The sequence below is a fragment of the Aminipila sp. genome (assembly GCF_032051575.1).
GTDB lineage: Bacteria > Bacillota > Clostridia > Peptostreptococcales > Anaerovoracaceae > Aminipila.
The window spans coordinates 273,371-291,446 of the sequence record NZ_DAMBYD010000003.1 but is presented as its reverse complement, the minus strand read 5'-3'; the positions used below and the strand labels follow the sequence as shown (position 1 = coordinate 291,446).

At 34.9% G+C, this 18,076-nt stretch carries 16 protein-coding genes; 13 read left to right on the top strand and 3 right to left on the bottom strand.

Going from position 1 to position 18,076, the window contains the following annotated elements:
• Positions 1-8: 8 nt before the first annotated feature.
• Both RTW14_RS05485 and RTW14_RS05480 read right to left on the bottom strand, forming a co-directional pair.
• Entirely contained in the window at positions 9-695 is a 687-nt protein-coding gene (locus tag RTW14_RS05485; protein ID WP_312648691.1) for a response regulator transcription factor, read from the bottom strand.
• Entirely contained in the window at positions 688-867 is a 180-nt protein-coding gene (locus tag RTW14_RS05480; protein ID WP_312648690.1) for a helix-turn-helix domain-containing protein, read from the bottom strand. Before RTW14_RS05480 ends, RTW14_RS05485 begins: the two co-directional genes overlap by 8 nt.
• Before the next feature lie 200 nt (positions 868-1,067).
• Between RTW14_RS05480 and RTW14_RS05475 the strand changes: the two genes are divergently transcribed.
• From RTW14_RS05475 to RTW14_RS05450, 6 genes are all read left to right on the top strand, one after another.
• Positions 1,068-1,826 (top strand): sulfite exporter TauE/SafE family protein, encoded by a 759-nt coding sequence (locus RTW14_RS05475; RefSeq protein WP_312648689.1) that lies wholly within the window; start codon positions 1,068-1,070, stop codon positions 1,824-1,826.
• Positions 1,827-1,871: 45 nt separating this feature from the next.
• Positions 1,872-2,279 carry a C-GCAxxG-C-C family protein gene (locus RTW14_RS05470; protein ID WP_312648688.1) on the top strand — a complete coding sequence of 136 codons (408 nt, stop codon included), beginning with the start codon at positions 1,872-1,874 and terminating at the stop codon, positions 2,277-2,279.
• Positions 2,280-2,288: 9 nt separating this feature from the next.
• On the top strand, positions 2,289-4,019 hold the full coding sequence (locus RTW14_RS05465) for an AMP-dependent synthetase/ligase (protein ID WP_312648687.1): 1,731 nt from the start codon (positions 2,289-2,291) through the stop codon (positions 4,017-4,019).
• An 8-nt stretch (positions 4,020-4,027) separates the two neighbouring features.
• Positions 4,028-5,791: an AMP-dependent synthetase/ligase gene (locus RTW14_RS05460; protein ID WP_312648686.1), complete on the top strand. Its 1,764-nt coding sequence runs from the start codon at positions 4,028-4,030 to the stop codon at positions 5,789-5,791.
• 33 nt (positions 5,792-5,824) lie between these two features.
• Entirely contained in the window at positions 5,825-6,448 is a 624-nt protein-coding gene (locus RTW14_RS05455; protein WP_312648685.1) for a TetR/AcrR family transcriptional regulator, read from the top strand.
• A 378-nt stretch (positions 6,449-6,826) separates the two neighbouring features.
• Positions 6,827-9,076, top strand: coding sequence for an MAC/perforin domain-containing protein (locus RTW14_RS05450; protein WP_312648684.1), 2,250 nt, complete (start codon positions 6,827-6,829; stop codon positions 9,074-9,076).
• Between the two features lie 101 nt (positions 9,077-9,177).
• On the opposite strand, the gene RTW14_RS05445 is transcribed toward RTW14_RS05450, so the two are convergent.
• Entirely contained in the window at positions 9,178-10,275 is a 1,098-nt protein-coding gene (locus RTW14_RS05445; protein ID WP_312648683.1) for an alanine/ornithine racemase family PLP-dependent enzyme, read from the bottom strand.
• A gap of 249 nt (positions 10,276-10,524) precedes the next feature.
• On the opposite strand from RTW14_RS05445, the gene RTW14_RS05440 reads away from it, so the two are divergent.
• The 7 genes from RTW14_RS05440 (at position 10,525) to RTW14_RS05410 (ending at position 18,063) form a co-directional block, all read left to right on the top strand.
• Positions 10,525-11,196 (top strand): response regulator transcription factor, encoded by a 672-nt coding sequence (locus tag RTW14_RS05440; RefSeq protein ID WP_312648682.1) that lies wholly within the window; start codon positions 10,525-10,527, stop codon positions 11,194-11,196.
• The gene (locus RTW14_RS05435) at positions 11,193-12,209 is read left to right on the top strand and encodes an ATP-binding protein (RefSeq protein ID WP_312648681.1); all 1,017 of its coding nucleotides are present in this window, start codon (positions 11,193-11,195) and stop codon (positions 12,207-12,209) included. Before RTW14_RS05440 ends, RTW14_RS05435 begins: the two co-directional genes overlap by 4 nt.
• A 205-nt stretch (positions 12,210-12,414) precedes the next feature.
• The gene (locus tag RTW14_RS05430; RefSeq protein WP_312648680.1) at positions 12,415-13,182 is read left to right on the top strand and encodes an ABC transporter ATP-binding protein; all 768 of its coding nucleotides are present in this window, start codon (positions 12,415-12,417) and stop codon (positions 13,180-13,182) included.
• Positions 13,175-15,148 carry an ABC transporter permease gene (locus tag RTW14_RS05425; RefSeq protein ID WP_312648679.1) on the top strand — a complete coding sequence of 658 codons (1,974 nt, stop codon included), beginning with the start codon at positions 13,175-13,177 and terminating at the stop codon, positions 15,146-15,148. Before RTW14_RS05430 ends, RTW14_RS05425 begins: the two co-directional genes overlap by 8 nt.
• Positions 15,149-15,428: 280 nt before the next feature.
• Positions 15,429-16,157, top strand: a complete 729-nt coding sequence (locus RTW14_RS05420) for a LytR/AlgR family response regulator transcription factor (RefSeq protein ID WP_312648678.1) — start codon at positions 15,429-15,431, stop codon at positions 16,155-16,157.
• A 1-nt stretch (position 16,158) separates the two neighbouring features.
• Positions 16,159-17,511, top strand: coding sequence for a sensor histidine kinase (locus RTW14_RS05415; RefSeq protein ID WP_312648677.1), 1,353 nt, complete (start codon positions 16,159-16,161; stop codon positions 17,509-17,511).
• Positions 17,512-17,568: 57 nt separating this feature from the next.
• Positions 17,569-18,063, top strand: a complete 495-nt coding sequence (locus RTW14_RS05410; protein ID WP_312648676.1) for a hypothetical protein — start codon at positions 17,569-17,571, stop codon at positions 18,061-18,063.
• The last annotated feature ends 13 nt before the right edge of the window (positions 18,064-18,076 follow it).

Here is an 18,076-nt window from a genome sequence, read left to right as displayed (position 1 = left end):
TGCCCACCTCAATTCAATACATTCCATTTGTACCCCATGCCTCTGACGGTCAGCAGCATTTGTGGGTCACCCGGATTGTTTTCAATCTTCATTCTTAACCTGCGAATATATACTGCCAATGTATTATCGTCCACATAGCTGCCCTCACCGTCCCATAGCTTATCCAGAATTTTTTCTTTGGTTAATATGATGTTGGGATTTTGCATAAGCAGACAAAGCAATCGGTATTCCGCTGTTGTTAAATCCAAAAGCTGGCTGTCTTTATAGACTTGTCCTTGCAGCAATAATACTTTTAATCCGTTCGATACGATTTCTGTATCCGTCGTTCCAAAGTTCTTGGCTCTCCGAAGTAAAGCGTTAATTCTCGATATGAGAACGCCTAATTTAAAGGGCTTGGTGATATAATCGTCACCCCCAATATCAAGTCCTGTAACGATACTTATTTCTTCATCTGATGCAGTTAAAAAGATTATCGGCACTTTAGATACCTGACGTACTTTTTCACACACATCAAAACCGGAACCGTCTGGCAAGGATACGTCCAGAATAAGCAAACCGTATTTGCCATCCATCCAAATGGTATTGGCTTCTTTTACCGTTCTGGCAGTGTCTAATTCAAAGCCCTGCCTTTTTAATAAACAGGAAAGCCCATCAATCAAGCTTAAATCATCTTCAAGAAGTAATATTCTATTCATTGGTTTTCTCCTTTCTCCGTCCATCAACGGGTTTCTTTGCGTCTTTTGGAATCATCCATACTCTGCTGAACCGAACAGCACCCTTGACTCTATTTTCTTCACAGAGCTTCTGAACCCAGCGCTCTGTAATACTCCATTTTTTAGCAGCTTCTCGCACAGTCATATAGTCCATGTCATCGTATCCTTTCAGGGTATATGTATCTATTGTATTCGTTTAACCGAATTAAATCAAGTTGATAAATGTTAACTTGATTAGGCGCTCAGTCTTTCCACTTTCTCTTCCTTAATAAAATGTTGACATGACAGAGAGTTTTTAGTAAGATACTAAAATTAATAAAAAAACAAACAGATTTAGGAGAATTGGACATACTAATGGATATCAATACAACAACATTTTTAATAGTCTGTCCGCTGGTATTTTTAGCGGCACTGATTGATTCTATAGCAGGTGGCGGAGGCATCATCTCTCTGCCAGCATACATGGCTGCAGGAGTTCCTCCACATTATGCTTTAGGGTGTAATAAACTTTCTTCTTTCATGGGAACTATTATTTCAACCTTTAGATATGTTAAAAATGGTGCAGCAGACTTAAAAATAGCCCCGGCATCTATTGTTTTAGCGCTTGCAGGTTCTGCAATTGGCGCTAATATAGCCCTTTTTGTAGATGAAGCCTATCTTAAAGGACTTTTAATCTTTGTCCTTCCTATAGTAGCATTTTGTGTACTAAGAAAAGACAGTTTTACTGAGAGTGAAGAAGATACTACAGTTAATAGAAAGCAGCAAGTAATAATTGCATTGGCAGCCTCATTTATAATCGGAGGATATGATGGCTTTTATGGTCCAGGTACAGGAACTTTTCTGATCCTAATATTAACAGGACTTGCTAAAATGGATATACGCAATGCTTCTGGAAATACAAAGCTGGTAAATCTAGCTTCCAATCTGGCGGCATTAGTTACCTTTATGATAAATGGAAAAGTACTGTTTCTTCTTTCTATAACAGCAGGAGTCTTCGGAATAGCGGGGAATTACATAGGCAGTGGACTTGTATTAAAAGGCGGAACTAAAGTAGTTAAACCCATAATGCTTCTGGTATTATTTTTATTATTTATAAAAATAGTAACAGAATAAAAAATGTGGTACAATTAAAAGATAGATTATTTTTGGAGGAAGAAAATGTCAGAAAGAGTTAAGCAAGCATTAGCTAACCATAAAAAAGGTTATAATTGTGCACAGTCTGTAGTTTGTGCGTACTGTGACTTATTTGGAATAGATGAAAAGACTGCTTTTAAAATGGCAGAAGCATATGGATTTGGTATGGGAACTATGGGAACTTGTGGTGCGGTAACCGCTATGGCTATGGTTGCAGGTATGAAGCTAAGTGATGGGAATTTAGATGCACCCGCAACTAAGAAAAGCTGCTATGGCACAATGAAAGAAATGACAAATGCATTTCTTGAAAAGAATCAGTCCATTAATTGTAGTGACATAAAGGGCATAACAGGCGGATCAGTTCTGAGAAGCTGTGATGGATGCATAGAAGATGCTGCAAGCATATTAGAGAAGATGCTGCTTGCAAAGTAGGGGGACCCAATGAACGATAAAAAATATAAAGATACCTTGTACGAGTTTAGGGAAATTAGTGATTTAAAAGACATGGTTGATACAAGCGCAGAATTATTTTCTGAGAAGGATGCATATCTTGTCAAGCAAGTACCGGGTGGGGAATATACCCCTATAAAATATAGAAAATTTAAAGAAGATATTGATGCCTTAGGAACCCAATTCATTGAGATGGGACTGAAGGGTAAAAAGATAGCAGTAGTTGGAGAAAATAGTTATAAATGGATTGTTACGTATTTGTCTGTAACGAATGGCACTGGAGTAATCGTACCTTTGGACAGAGAACTTCCTGCTAAGGAAATGGCTAATTTACTTACTAGAGCTGAAGTAAGCGCTATTGTCTATTCAAAAAAAATGGAAAAGACAATTGTTGATACTATGGCACAGCTGGAACAGCCGGTTCAATATAGAATTTGCATGGATGAGGCTGAATTGCCTTATACATATGACATGGATAAGCTGCTAGAAGAGGGAAAAAAATTAATAGATCAGGGAAATCATAAATTCATTGATGCTGAAATTGATAGAGAAGCCATGTGCTCCCTTCTATTTACATCGGGCACTACAGGACTTGCAAAAGGCGTCATGCTCTCTCACAAAAACATTACAGCAAATGTATATAATATGTCTAAGTATGTATCCATTCCTTATGAGGATATAGGTCTTTCCGTACTGCCAATGCACCATTCATATGAATTGACCTGTCATATATTTACGGGAATATATCAGGGAATGACGGTAGCCATATGTGAAGGTCTGAAGTATATTACAAAGAATATGGCAGAAGCTCCGGCAGGTGTAATGCTTGGAGTACCGCTTGTTTTTGAATCCATGTATAAGAAAATTTTAAAACAGGCTGAATCCTCTGGAAAATTGGGGAAGATGAAAAAAATGATGGCTATTTCCAATGCACTTAAGCTTTATAATCATCCTGAAATCGTAAAGAAAATTTTTAAGGATGTACATAATGCTATGGGGAACCATATGAATTTGTTTATAGCTGGAGGTGCTGCAATTGACCCTACTGTTATAGAAAGTATTCAGGCTTTAGGTATCCCTATGATACAGGGCTATGGAATGACTGAGAATTCTCCGATTATAGCAGTAAACAAAGATCGTTACAGTAAACCGGCAGCAGCTGGTCTTCCTATGCCAGGAACTGAAATCAAGATTATTGATGCGGATAAAAGCGGAGTTGGAGAAATTATTTGCAAGGGTGATTCTGTGATGCTTGGATATTACAATAATCCTGAAGAAACGGCAGAGGTTCTAAAAGATGGATGGCTTCATACAGGTGACTATGGATATTTTGATAAAGACGGATTTTTATATGTCTGTGGAAGAAAGAAAAGTGTTATCGTGACTAAAAATGGTAAGAATATCTTCCCGGAAGAAGTGGAATTCTACCTGACTCAGAACAGGTTTATTGAGGAAGCTTTAGTTCACGGTATTACTGATGAAAAATCTGGAGATACTATTGTTAAAGCAGAAGTCTACCTTGATCGAGAAGCGATAAAGGATTCGGCAGGTGAACTTTCGACATCTGATTTAAGGGCGTTTATAAAAGAAGAAATTGACAAGATAAATGAGCAAATGCCTTTATATAAGAGAGTTAAGCGCTTTGGGATAAGGGAAACAGAATTTGAAAAAACTACTACAAGAAAGATTAAGCGATTTAATCAATCCAACATAGAAGAATAGGAGCTAAAATGCTACAAGCTGAAGAATTTGTTAAAAAAATAAATGAGAACATGGACCCCCATATCAGATATAAGCTAAGCAGACCTATTGATGATATAAAACAAATGCTGGAATCTAGTGCGGAATTGTACCCAGATAATACTGCATTCTGGGTTAAAAAAGGCAGGGGCGCTGAATACGAAAACATTACCTATGAAAAGACACTTGTGGATGTAAATGCGCTGGGCACTGCATTTATTGGGAGAGGCTTAAAAGGCAAGAGAATTGCCGTCATAGGTGAAAATAGTTATGAATGGTCCATATCATACCTTGCAGCTGTGTGTGGTACAGGGATTATAGTTCCTTTAGATAAGGAGCTTAATGCTAATGAATTAATGCAGTTAGTTGTTAATGCAGAGGTAAGTTGTGTACTATTTGATGCTAAATATGAAAAGAAATTTAAAGAAATGCAGGCAAGTGGCGAAACAGTTATTAAGCTGCTTGTTAATATGGAAAGTGAAAATAGTTCAAATGAAGTTGTATCGCTTAAAGAACTTTTAATAGAAGGACAACAGTCTATTAATGAAGGAAATAGAAATTTTATTGATGCAGAGATTGACAGAGAAACGTTGAATATTTTGTTATTTACTTCTGGGACTACAGGAGTTTCTAAAGGTGTAATGCTTTGTCATAAAAATATAGTTGAAGATTTAATGTCTGCACCTACAGTTTTGGAAATCCGATCAGATGACATATTCTTTTCCATACTGCCTGTGCATCATACATATGAATGTACTTGCGGGTTTTTGCTTCCGCTTTATAAAGGAGCTGCAATCGCATATTGTGAGGGACTTAAGTATATTACAAAGAATTTAGAAGAGATAAGCCCTACCGTATTTTTAGGAGTTCCTATACTATTCGAAAATCTGTACAGAAAAATTTGGCAGAATGTAAGAAAGCAGGGTAAAGAAAGTTTATTAAGGAAAGTTATTAAAGTCAATAGAGCAACTAAAAAAATAGGCTTAGATCTAGGAAATGTTTTCTTAAAGGATATTAGAGCTATATTTGGTGGAAGAATGCGTTTAATGATTTGTGGCGGAGCTGCAATTAATCCAGAAACACTTGACGGGTTACGTGATTTTGGAATTATGGCGTTACAGGGCTATGGACTCACGGAGTGTTCACCGATTGGTGCGCTTAATCCAGACAAAGCAGCAAAATCTGCATCGATTGGAAGAGCTTTACCTAATTTTGATATGAAGGTAGTAGAAATAAATGAAGAGGGGATAGGCGAAATCTGTCTTAAGGGCGGTAACGTAATGCTTGGATATTATAATATGCCGGAAGCTACAGCGGAAGTGCTCAAAGATGGATGGTTCTATACAGGGGATTTAGGTTATATTGATTCAGAAGGTTATGCATTTATTACTGGTAGAAAGAAAAATGTAATTATTACTAAAAACGGCAAAAATGTATATCCAGAAGAATTAGAATACTATTTAAGCAGTATTCCTTATATACTGGAGTCCTTTGTTTATGATAGGGAATCTGAGGATGGACTGGATACGGTCATTGTAGCATCCATTCGTATAGATGAAGAAGAAGTGACTGAATTTTTAGGTGAAGGATATACGGATGATATGGTAGAAGAACTTCTTTGGAATGAAGTTGATAAAATAAATCAGACATCTCCATACTTTAAAAAAATAAAGCGTATTGTATTGCGTAAAGCAGAGTTTGAGAAGAATACTTCGAAGAAAATTAAAAGGTTTGTGGAAGCCAATAAGCAATAAATAATTAGAAACTGTTATAGGGGAATTCATTGAATGGAAGTAAAGAAAATCAACGGCAATAAAGTGAGAGCTACAAAAACAAAAAATAAGATATATCAATGTGCTGATCAATTGTTCAAAGAATATGGGTTTGACAATGTCAGCGTGGATTCCATTGTAGAAAAGGCAGGAATATCAAAGGGCACATTTTATGTGCATTTTGATTCCAAAGATTCCTTGATCGTTGCACTGATTACGGAATATGTGAGCAAATTGGATTTGGACTACAGAGCTTTTCTAAAGTCATTCCCAGAGGATACATCTTCTTCTGTCGTCCTTTTTTCATTGGTTGAAAAAATTGCTGATTTTATTGGGAGCAGTATTGGTTACATCGAAATGAAAAATGTGTATCGAATTCAAATTGACAGAACAGTTGATACGAGCATGCTTCTAGGAGCAAACAGAGATATCTATGGCACATTCCAAGATTTGATTGATCAAGGCATAAGGCAAGGAGAATTTAGGTCAGACTTTTCAGCTAAAACAGTTGCAGTCCATCTTGTCATGGCTATGCGCGGACTTTGTTATGAATGGTGCATCAGATACCCTGATTTCAATCTGAAAGAGCAGATGATGGAACATTTTACTCTTCTTCTGTCAGGTCTCAAAAAAGTGTAAATAATCAATGAAAACAAAATTAAAGATAGAATAAATACAACAGCCACCACATTGTCTATTATTGACATTGTGGTGGCTGTTTTTCATGACTGCATATTGGACTTAATCATATCACATCTGAATTTTATAGGCTGTTTTAACCAAATCATTCTTGTTATTTTATTAATATAGATATATAATGACTACAGTCACTATTTGATTATTTGCAATTATAAGTAATATAGTTATAGACTATATACTTTTCTATTAGACCAATAATATTAAGAAGAAGGGGATGTTTGTTATGAAAGCATGTAGTATGACAAAGTTAAATTCTTCATAAGTTTCTTTCTATATTCAAAACTATAAATTTCTATTAACAAAAGGAGGAAATATTACATGAAAAGAATGCTAACAATTATGATAATATTTGTATTTATCTTTACTTCAGTATTTATCACACCGACACAAATGATTTTTGCTGATTCAACTTTTAATGAGGATGAAAACACTAGTACTGCAGATGATGCAGCTATAAGTAAGGATAAAAATACAGATGATGTAGATGAACCCACCTTGGACGATTCTGCTTATGATATTGATACAAATTATGATGAAGTAAGTGAAGATGAGTATGACTCAGATACTTATCAGAATTTATTGGATGAGATAGAGTTTGATTTTCTTCCGGATGAAGATTTAATCAAGCTTTCAGAGCCCGTATCCAGAAAGGATTATTGTGAAATAATTATAGAATTATATGAATACCTGGTTAATGAACGTACAGGTAAGAATCCGGAAATTAAATTACCAGAAAAGACCCCGTTTAAAGATACCTCTGACAAATACATTCTTAAAGCATATAAATTAGGGTTGATTGTTGGAAAGGGCAATGGATATTTCAAGCCAAACGACAAGCTGAAGCTTGAGGAAAAAGCCGTTATGCTATATAAGACCTTAAAGCTGGTAAACCCAGAAATCATAAAAGAAGTTGGAAAACTAAACATTAAAAGTGAAACCAAGATTAATAGCTGGGCGGCTGAAGCATTGTCATATCTTACCAATCATAACATTATAACTCCAGATGAATATGGTTACATTGACCCAAATGATACCATAACGGTAGAGGATGCCAGTGAGATAGTAGACAAGGCAGCAAAGCATTCAGACAATGAGAAAAATGACACTGAAGATGTAAAAGCTTCTGAGGACCAACTCACCAACTATCTCATATATGGATATCATGTGATTAATAGTGGACAAATCTGTTCAGCTGAGATCAACCTGCATGCTCCAATACTTGATTCAACTGTTCTAAAATCTATGGTTGCTACTTCAAAGAGTAGCAGTACCAGTATACTTGATACCATCTCAAGTAAAGCTTCTGATTTATGCAACAAATTAAATGCTAGTGCAAAGGTTAAACATAAAGGAGCTTTGTTTAGCGGATCACTTGAGACAGACTTTTCCATGACAAATAAAATGTCATCAAACCAAGAACTAATCAAGCATATTGAACTTCATCCTGTAGCAGAAAAGTATTTGGTTTATAATGACGTAGATGAATTACAGCCTTATCTTTCAAAGGGGTTTAAAACAGCCATAGATAATCTGGATTTTGAAGGTAGAACCTATGAAAAGAAATCTGAGGGTACCTTTACTCCAACTTCCCTGAATGCATCTGATGAAGAAAAATGCAATGAGATCTTTGATAAGTATGGTACACATTTAATTGCCCGTTATACCTTAGGAGGAAGACTGGAATTAAATTATAATCTGCAAAATACATCCTCTCTTACTGATCAGCAAATTGCAATGGCTGCAAAGGCATCTTATGGAAATACCAGCGGCAGTGCCAAAGTAGCAGATGAAAAAATGGTTGAGAATTTTGTAAGTAATTCAACTCTTACATTCCGTGGAGTTGGTGGGATTGGTATTACGGGTAATTCAGCTGAACAAATTAGCAGCCAATATGCGGAATGGGTCAAGTCATTAAAGGATGACCCTGATATATGTTATGTCAATGATTTTAATAATTCAATGATTCCAATATGGGATTTAATAAGTGATAAAAGCAAAGCTGCCGCTTTAGAGATGGCATTTGAAAACATATCACTTAAAAGAGACAGTATGATTAATGGTTACGATTTTAATAAAGAAGATTCGATGAAGTATATTACCAATATTATTGTAGTCAACGGAAAAAACAAAAATGAAGCTAAGTCTAAAATACCGGAGGGTTACAATATTGTATGCATCAATACAAAAACTGCGACTGTAGATACTAATAACAATAGTGACTACTACCTTGATGCTAATTATGACACAGGGAAGCCTTATGTATATATTGGATACTTGTTAAGCAATGATAAATCAAAGGCCATAACATCTCTTGCTGTCATGATTAAACAGGAAGGCGATAAAAGAAAGGATTTTACAAGAATTGATGGAGATTTGAACTATAAAGCTGGTGGGAAAGACCTCTTTTTGTATTATAAAACAGGTGGAGATAAACCTCTTACAGCAATCAGTGGCTACTATGGCAATCAGCCTCCAATTCCTGAGGGATGGGCATTGCCAGATCCAAGTATTGATTTGAATAGAGGCGTAAGTGGTTCCGGCGATGCAATTCTAATTGTTCACAGATAATCGTCTCCCTTTGATATATGGAAAAAGTGCGTTCCAAAGATGTGGATACGCACTTTTTAATTTACATTTTAATCATGAATATAATGAGGCATTACTTAATTTTATTTCGTTACAATATGTATATTCTTTGAACTTGTTGCGTATACCATTGTGGCATAGCATAAATCAAATTCAACAATATCTCCTACATGAATGGCATCTTTGCAGTTTTCTATATCAAGAATAAGGTGGTCACTGCTTGCTCCAAGTATCTCAATATCCTTATTTCTAGGAAGTAACATATCAGCATCACCAAAGTCAACTTTTCCTAAAGCAACTAAGGCTCTTCTTCTGATCCCTCTGTCAACATAAGTCTGAACATGGCCAAAAGCATCAAAGCTTAGTTCACCGACAGGATGACTTGGCTTATCTTTAACTTCAATAACTTCTGCTTTCAATGTAAATACATCCTGATTCAAAAACTCTGCATTTACGCCAAAAAGTGAAACATAGTCATAAGCGAGAATGATACCTTCACCTATTCTAAGATGATTAATTCGTTTTGGCATAGTGTCGTCAAAAACCATAATAGCAGAAGTTGTGCCTCCACCAGAAATTATTTCTAATTGTCTTCCTATAGCTGCTTCGATTTTTTCTGCAATGTCAATGAGTTCATGCATCTTTTCAGGTGTAGCTTTTACAGAACCGTAGCAGCCAAGATTTGTGCCGATACCCATTAGATCAATGTTTTCAAGCTGATTTTCTACATAACTTGCGGCTTTAACCATTTCATCAACATCCCAGAAGCCTTCTCTTAAATCTCCTAAGTCTGACATAAGAACTACGCCATGTCTTTTGCCTTGCTTTTCACATTCGGCATTTATTTTGTCGAGTACTGCCATTTCACTGTTTAAACTGTAATCGACATATTGCACTAATTCTTCGACTTCACTAAGCATTGGAATTCGGATTAAGAAGAATGGTTTGTTACAGCCTGAATTCTTAGAATCTATTATTTGTTCCATACGTGAAGTGGCTATGTATTTGCAGTCAGAATTATCAAATTCCTTTACCATTTCAGGTATTGCATGGAAACCCTTTATAACGCCTGCTACATCTATGCCTTTTTCTTCACATAGCTTAACAACGGAATCAATATTATGTCTGAATTTTTTCAAATCCACCTCTAACTGAGGATATCTTGTTATGTTTGTGCTCATTTGAAATTCCTCTCATTCTTAAATAAATAATCAGCAGCAATACCGGCACCATACTTCAAAAATGGAGCAGGCTATATTAAAATAATAATAACATATTACATTTACCATTGAAAGCAATTTTGTATGAAATTTTTTGTATCAGTTGATTGAATTTATTAGATTTTTCTTAACAGAAAGGTCGAATGCTTGACACCGGTTTTTCTTAGATATAAAGTAGTAAAGATAAGGAAAATAGTATCAGGAGGATATATGTATAGGGTATTAATTATAGAGGACGATTTCACTATTTCAACGTTGCTAAAAACTCATTTAAGTAATTGGGGATATGAGGTGAAATGTGGGGAGAATTTTAAGGATGTAATATCGGAATTTATCGCATATGATCCCCAGATTGTTTTAATGGATGTTACATTACCCTATTTTAATGGGTATCATTGGTGCAGGGAAATAAGGAAAATCTCATCTGTCCCTATTGTGTTTATTTCTTCAGCAGGAGACAATTTAAATATTGTTATGGCTATGAATATGGGGGGAGATGATTTTATTATCAAGCCCTTTGACTTAAATGTGCTAACAGCCAAGATTCAAGCTATTATAAGACGAACCTATTCTTTTCAGGGCCATACCAACATAATAGAACATAATGGAGTGGTACTAAATTTGGGGAATGCTACCTTGACCTTTGAAGAACAAAAAATTGAACTGACCAAAAATGATTTTCGTCTTCTTCAAATCCTTTTTGAAGGTGTAGGAAAAGTGGTTTCCAGAGAAAATATAATGACAAGACTTTGGGAAGATGAGAATTTTGTTGACGATAATACTTTAACTGTAAACATTACCAGGTTAAGAAAAAAGTTAGAAGAGATAGGATTAGAGGACTATATTAAAACCAAGAAAGGGATTGGGTACATTATTGAATGAATATAAAGCTTGAAATTAATATAGTCGCAAAAGCTTTTATAAAGGAGAATATAAAAATAGCAGCAGTATATCTAGTCTTTTGCCTCATTTTTGGAATACTTTTTAAACTGCAGTCTGTTCCAATAGATGTTGTACTTTATGCTTCAGAGGTTTGTGGATTCTTGGGAATTCTATGCTTGGTTTTTGAGTTTTATAAAGCCTGCAAAAAACACTTTGAAATGGTTTCTTTAAAAAATCAGATTTCCTTTAACATCGACAATCTGCCTGAATGTGGTACTTTAATTGAAGGAGATTATCAAAGTACACTAAAGGATTTATATGCTCATATGAAAAAAATGGAGTCGGATTTTTTAACAGAAAGCAAAGGTATGGTAGATTATTATACTCTTTGGGCACACCAGATAAAAACTCCTATAACGGCTATGAGTTTAATCCTTCAGTCAGAGGAAGGTACTGCTACAGCCCAGATGAAACAAGAGCTTTTTAAAATTGAGCAATACGTTGAAATGGTCATGCAGTACTTGCGTATGGGGAGTATGAACTCAGACTTAAAGCTTGCAGAATATAGCCTTGAAAGAATAGTAAAGCAGGTTGTTAAAAAGTATGCAATGATGTTTATTTATAATAAAATAACCTTACAATTGGAGCCTATAGAGGTAAAGGTTGTTACAGATGAAAAATGGTTAAGCTTTGTTATCGAGCAGTTATTATCCAATGCTTTGAAATATACAAAAGAAGGGACTATTAAGATTTATATGAAAAAAGATGCTGCTAATATTTTAGTTATAGAAGATACTGGCATAGGAATAAGCCAGGAGGATTTGCCAAGAGTTTTTGAACAGGGGTTTACAGGATATAACGGGCGAATGGATAAAAAAGCAAGCGGATTAGGTCTGTATCTCTGTAAAAAGGTAATGGATAACCTATCCCATAAGATTAAAATGGAGTCTGAAGAAGGGGTGGGAACTAAAGTTTTGTTAAACTTATACGCAGAAAAAATACGTGTAGAATAAAAAAAGTGGCTTCGCCGCTCCGCCCCTCTGCACTTCCTTTTTTATATAATAGGAAAATATATTAAGATTTTCTATTATATAAAAAGGCTAATCTTACAAAAATGAAAGGTTAAAATGCAAAATGTAAGCGAAATCTATGGCAGTAGTTTCGCTTTTTTATTATGATAAAAGTACAAAAGGGTTAATAGGAAATGGAGGAAGAAAAATGGCACTATTAGAAGTGAAAAATTTAAAGAAAATATATTCTACACGGTTTGGGGGAAATCAGGTTCAAGCATTATCAGATGTAAATTTCTCAGTTGAAGAAGGCGAGTATGTAGCAATTATGGGAGAATCCGGTTCTGGTAAAACAACATTACTGAACATTTTAGCTGCACTTGATAAACCAACCAGTGGAGAAGTGCTTTTAAGCGGGAAAAACCTCGCGGCTATTAAGGAAGGAAATATAGCAGAATTTAGAAGGTCAAATTTAGGCTTTGTATTTCAGGATTTTAATTTATTAGATACCTTTTCGCTGGAGGATAATATATTTTTACCGTTGGTTTTAGCAAGAACACCTTACAAGGAAATGCAGCAGCGCCTTATACCCATTGCCGGAAAACTAGGTATTACGGAGCTTTTGAAAAAGTACCCCTATGAAGTTTCTGGAGGTCAGAAACAACGGGCCGCAGTTGCAAGAGCCTTAATTACAAACCCACAGATTATATTGGCCGATGAACCTACAGGGGCCTTGGATTCAAAAGCATCAGACCATTTGCTAGAACTGTTTTCAGGAATAAATGCAAGCGGTCAGACTATTTTAATGGTAACACATAGTACAAAGGCTGCCAGCCATGCTAACCGAGTAATCTTTATTAAAGATGGAAAAGTATTCCATCAAATCTATAAAGCAGCCATGAGCAATGAAGAATTGTATGAAAAGATATCCAACACACTTGTTGTAATTGCAGCAGGAGGTAGCACAAATGAATAGGTTATTTTACTTAAATATGGCATGGTCAAACATGAAAAAAAATGGCAGGATGTACTTGCCTTTTTGTTTGGCGTCCATAGGCACTGTGGTTATGTTCTATATTTTGCATTCCATTGTAGAAAGTGATGGAATGTCCTTGGTTAAAGGAGGCGACATTCTAAGGGTTATTCTAGGTTTAGGATGTTTTATTATAGGGATGTTTGCTTGTATATTCTTGTTTTATACAAATAATTTTCTTATGAAACAGCGGAAAAAAGAGCTGGGTATTTATAATGTACTTGGCATGGGAAAAATGCATATTGGCATTATTCTTTTTTTCGAGACGGTTATTCTCTATTTAATCACCATTGTATTCGGGTTAATAAGCGGGCTTGTCATAAGCAAGTTTATGTTTTTGATTTTACTGAAAATGATGGCATGTACAGTACCAATAGCTTTTGCCGTTAAAATTAAGTCAATGGTTGTAACAATCATTTTGTTTGGTGTTATCTTTTTTGCCATGTTACTTTCAAATATGCGTCAGATTCAATTGGCTAAGCCGGTAGATCTTTTGCAAAGTTCTAATGTTGGAGAAAAAGAACCTAAAACCAAATGGTTCTTAGCTACTATTGGAATTATTACAACTGCTTTAGGATATGGAATTGCATTAACGATTAAGTCTCCATTGGCAGCTATATTGATGTTTTTCTTAGCTGTAATTCTGGTTATCATAGGAACTTATGCCTTGTTTACTGCTGGAAGCATTGCAGTACTAAAAACCTTGAGAAAAAATAAAAATTACTATTATAAAACAAAGCACTTCATTGGAACATCAGGAATGATTTACAGAATGAAAAAAAATGCGGTTGGACTTGCAAACATTTGTATTTTATCCACGATGGTTCTGGTTACCTTATCTACAACAGTATGTTTATATTCAGGTCAGAATCGTGTAGTAGAAAATTCTTATCCGAGAGAAGTTGAGATAACGGCAAATAATGCCGATGAAAATACAAAGAATGAGATCTTCCAAGTCATTGAAAAGAGCCAGACAGATGGTATAAAGCAGGCAAAAAATGTGGCTGTGTTTGACTATTATACGTACGCTTCTGCTAGAAATGGAAGTGATTTCTCAGGACCAAGCAGTAACAGCAATAATAATGCAGATTTTGAATTGTTCTTTATAACTCTTGAAGATTTCAATAATGCAGAAAACAAGGATTGCAAATTGAAGGAGGATGAGGTTTTAGTATATTCAGACTCCAATTATGAGGAAGAACAGATTTCCGTGTTGGATTCAAAGTTTAATGTAAAATCTCACCTAGATAATTTTTCTTTTGTTAATATAGGTAATTCGGGGATATATAGTGGAGCAATTTATATTATTCTTCCAAATGAGGATACTTTCCAGGAATTAAGGCAAAGCATTAATAATCGCTATAATGCAGAGGGAAAATTATCCTGCTATGGTGGTTTTGATTATCAGCAAAGTGCAGAAGAGGGAAAAATCTTCACGGAAAAATTAAGAGAAAATATAAAAAGTCAAGACATGAATGCCTATATATTAACAAAAGAGGGTATGAAGCAAGACTCTATGGTAGTATTTGGTGGACTTCTATTTATAGGAAGCTTTTTAGGGGTATTGTTTATCATGGCTACTGCTTTGATTATTTACTATAAACAAATTTCAGAAGGCTATGAGGATAGAGTCAGATTCCAAATCATGCAGAAAGTTGGATTAAGTCCAAAAGAAGTAAAGAAATCCATTAGAAGTCAAATGCTGACGGTGTTTTTCTTACCTTTAATTGTTGCGGTAATTCATGTAGCCGGGGCCTTTAATATGATTACTAAAATGCTGGCATTGTTCAAATTGACAGATATAAATTTATTCCTTATGTGCACATTTGTTACCATTTTAATATTTGGTATTATATATGGAATCGTATATTGGTTAACTGCCAAAGCATATTATAAAATTGTAAGATAAATTTTTTAAGCTTGTACAAAATGTTTGTTAAACGCATTTTGGATGAGCTTGTGATTTATTATTTAAATCATGAAAGTGATATTCAAAAAATAGGTGCACAATCAAGAAATGACAGTATAGAGAAAATATGCAATTCCAAAATAAAAACTTAACTGCCTCTAGGCTGGTGTGGAAGCACATCAGCCTAGGGGTTGTTTTTTATTGGCGTCAATATAACTGCAATTCACATCATTTACCTTGCATTGATACGCTGCAGTATGTATCCTTAAAGTGGAATATTATGTATAGTGAGGTAAAGACTTTGATTAAAATTGCAGTTTGTGATGATGAAGACATAATGCTTTGTGAGTTAACCAATAAAATTACGACTTATATGAAAAATACAACCAATTCCTATCAGGTTATTTCTTTTTCAAATGCTGAAGAGTTATTAAAGCACAATGAGGAATTTGATGTTGTTTTTCTTGATATACAAATGCAGGGAATGACTGGGATGGAAGCAGCGAAAAAAATAAGGGAATCAGATACAGAAAGCTATATTATTTTTGTAACAGTATTGAAAGAATGTGTGTACGATGCTTTTGAAGTGGCAGCATCGGATTATTTACTAAAACCAGTAGAGGACGAACGATTTAATCGTACAATGGCTCGTATTTTACATTACATAGAGGATAGAGGGCAAGCCAGTCTTATGATACAGAAATCAACAGGGTATAAATCCATTCGGTTTGCAGATATTTTTTACTGTGAGGTAATCAATCGAAAGATTTACATTTGTACTAAACAAGGTATGATTGACTATTATTTTAAAATAGAAGAGCTGGAACGGCAATTAAAAACGCACTTTATCAGATGTCACCGCAGCTATTTGGTGAATCTGCAATATGTTTGTGGCTATGAAAATGGAATGGCACAATTAGAAAACGGAGAGAAAATTCCTGTTTCAAGGTCTCGCCAACAGTCTTTTGTAAAGGCAGTTTTAGGCTACATGAAAGAAGGGCGGAAATAATATGGAAAATTTTAATATATCAAATACCTGGTTTGAGTTTATTTTCTATTTCTGCATTCTAAATGGAAGTCTGGCATTATTAGAGATGACCTTTTTTAGCAGGTTCGTTAATCAGACTATAAAATGGTACCATTATTTTATGTATGTAGTCATGATGTACTTTATTTATGCTGTAGAAATACAGATGCGAATGCCGTTTACTCTTGCAACGGTTTTAGAGCTGGCTGTACTATGGGGATTTGGGTGCTTTGTTTTAAAGTGTTCCCCTGTATCATCTGCAATTACAACCATACTGACCATTACCATTATGCAAGTGGTAAATGGAATATTCCAATCATTAGCAAGTATCCTTTGTTCCTTTGTTTTTATTCATGCAAGCTTTGTAACATATATTTTACTAATAAGCAGTATACTTTCAATTGTTGCAACTTTTTTATCTTATAGGTATTTTGTAAAGTCATTTTGTGTTAAAAAGACAGCTATGAACCAGTATGTAATGATTCTTTTGATTCCAATATTATTTGTATTATTGGTGGTACAGCATATTTTTATGACCTATGGGAGTACAATTGTGCTAAATTCAACTGGGGAAAGGATTTTACCTAAAGTTAGTGATTTGGAAATGTTGTTTATACAAATTGTTGCATATTTTTGTTTGATAGCAGTACTTTTTGCGTACGGTAAATTATCCGAGGGGTTTAATCTGCAAATGCAAAATGTTTTATTAGAGCAGCAGATGCAGATGCAAAAGGATTATATGCAGGAGGTACAAACCCGTTATGAGCAAACGAGGGCATTTCGCCATGATTTAAAGAATCATTGGACAGTACTCAAGGGACTTATACAAAATGGTGCGGCTCAAAAGGCATCAGAATACTTAAGTAAATTGGAATTTACAACGGATATGCTGAACTTCCCTTGTCAGACAGGAAATACTGTTGTTGATATGTTACTCAGCAACAAATTGGGCATAGCTTTACAATTGGGGATTCAAGTAGAGTGTACGGTCAAAATCCCTGCACACTGTCAAATTGATGAAATGGATTTATGTATAGTCTTTTCAAATGCCATCGACAATGCTATAAAAGCATGCAATTCCATACAGGGAAAGGAAAAACACATCCTACTGTCAGCTGCTCAGAAAGGGACTTTTTTTATGGTAGAAGTCAAAAACAGTCAAGATGAAAATGAGAATTTTCAAAAAGGTTCTGGAATTGGACTAAATAATATTAAAGCAGTAGCTGAAAAGTATAATGGCACAATGAGTATAGAAAGCAATTCTGATTTTTTTAAGCTGAATGTACTTTTTATCATTCCACTACATTCAAATGACCACTCGTTACAAAGGCATTGAAATGGACAAGTTATCTTCATATAATGTGGATATCTTAAATTTCAAGGAGGTTTTATAATGGATATAAATGGTGTAGCATTCTCTTTCCCTCAAAAATCGGTTGAAGGAAGTACAAAGACGGAGGGAAGTACAAAAGATGCAGAGCAGAAAATTGATGCATTAGAAAAGAAAAAAGTAGCCCTTCAGCAACAACTGGAAAAAGAAGATAGTCCTTTTGCATTAGGAAAGAGCAAAGAATATGAAGCAACAAAGAAAGAAATTGAGGAACTGGATAAGCAAATTGAGCAATTAAAAGCATCTAAAGGAAGTAATTCTGCATCAGAAGCAGCATCAGATATGGAAAATAATATGAATAAAAAATCAAATAATACGGTTAATTCTATAGGCAGATTTGACGAATTTATACGAAGTGAGGATCAGCCAGAGCAGCCTTCCGCGGGAATTTATTGTATTTCCTCTGATGAAAATGGGGATCTTGTCATATCTTTGGATCAGCAGTCAGCCCAAAAAGGTTCCACTGAAGAAGAGCAATCGGAGGATGATTTAATTTAATAAAAGTCATATT

Bases quoted from the DNA above. Each gene is read 5' to 3' on its own strand.
- RTW14_RS05430 (WP_312648680.1), top strand. From the start codon at position 12,415: ATGGCACTATTAGAAGTGAAAAATTTAAAGAAAATATATTCTACACGG.
- RTW14_RS05460 (WP_312648686.1), top strand. From the start codon at position 4,028: ATGCTACAAGCTGAAGAATTTGTTAAAAAAATAAATGAGAACATGGAC.
- RTW14_RS05445 (WP_312648683.1), bottom strand. From the start codon at position 10,275: ATGAGCACAAACATAACAAGATATCCTCAGTTAGAGGTGGATTTGAAA.
- RTW14_RS05480 (WP_312648690.1), bottom strand. From the start codon at position 867: ATGGACTATATGACTGTGCGAGAAGCTGCTAAAAAATGGAGTATTACA.
- RTW14_RS05465 (WP_312648687.1), top strand. From the start codon at position 2,289: ATGAACGATAAAAAATATAAAGATACCTTGTACGAGTTTAGGGAAATT.
- RTW14_RS05410 (WP_312648676.1), top strand. From the start codon at position 17,569: ATGGATATAAATGGTGTAGCATTCTCTTTCCCTCAAAAATCGGTTGAA.
- RTW14_RS05485 (WP_312648691.1), bottom strand. From the start codon at position 695: ATGAATAGAATATTACTTCTTGAAGATGATTTAAGCTTGATTGATGGG.
- RTW14_RS05425 (WP_312648679.1), top strand. From the start codon at position 13,175: ATGAATAGGTTATTTTACTTAAATATGGCATGGTCAAACATGAAAAAA.
- RTW14_RS05420 (WP_312648678.1), top strand. From the start codon at position 15,429: ATGTATAGTGAGGTAAAGACTTTGATTAAAATTGCAGTTTGTGATGAT.
- RTW14_RS05470 (WP_312648688.1), top strand. From the start codon at position 1,872: ATGTCAGAAAGAGTTAAGCAAGCATTAGCTAACCATAAAAAAGGTTAT.
- RTW14_RS05450 (WP_312648684.1), top strand. From the start codon at position 6,827: ATGAAAAGAATGCTAACAATTATGATAATATTTGTATTTATCTTTACT.
- RTW14_RS05475 (WP_312648689.1), top strand. From the start codon at position 1,068: ATGGATATCAATACAACAACATTTTTAATAGTCTGTCCGCTGGTATTT.
- RTW14_RS05435 (WP_312648681.1), top strand. From the start codon at position 11,193: ATGAATATAAAGCTTGAAATTAATATAGTCGCAAAAGCTTTTATAAAG.
- RTW14_RS05455 (WP_312648685.1), top strand. From the start codon at position 5,825: ATGGAAGTAAAGAAAATCAACGGCAATAAAGTGAGAGCTACAAAAACA.
- RTW14_RS05415 (WP_312648677.1), top strand. From the start codon at position 16,159: ATGGAAAATTTTAATATATCAAATACCTGGTTTGAGTTTATTTTCTAT.
- RTW14_RS05440 (WP_312648682.1), top strand. From the start codon at position 10,525: ATGTATAGGGTATTAATTATAGAGGACGATTTCACTATTTCAACGTTG.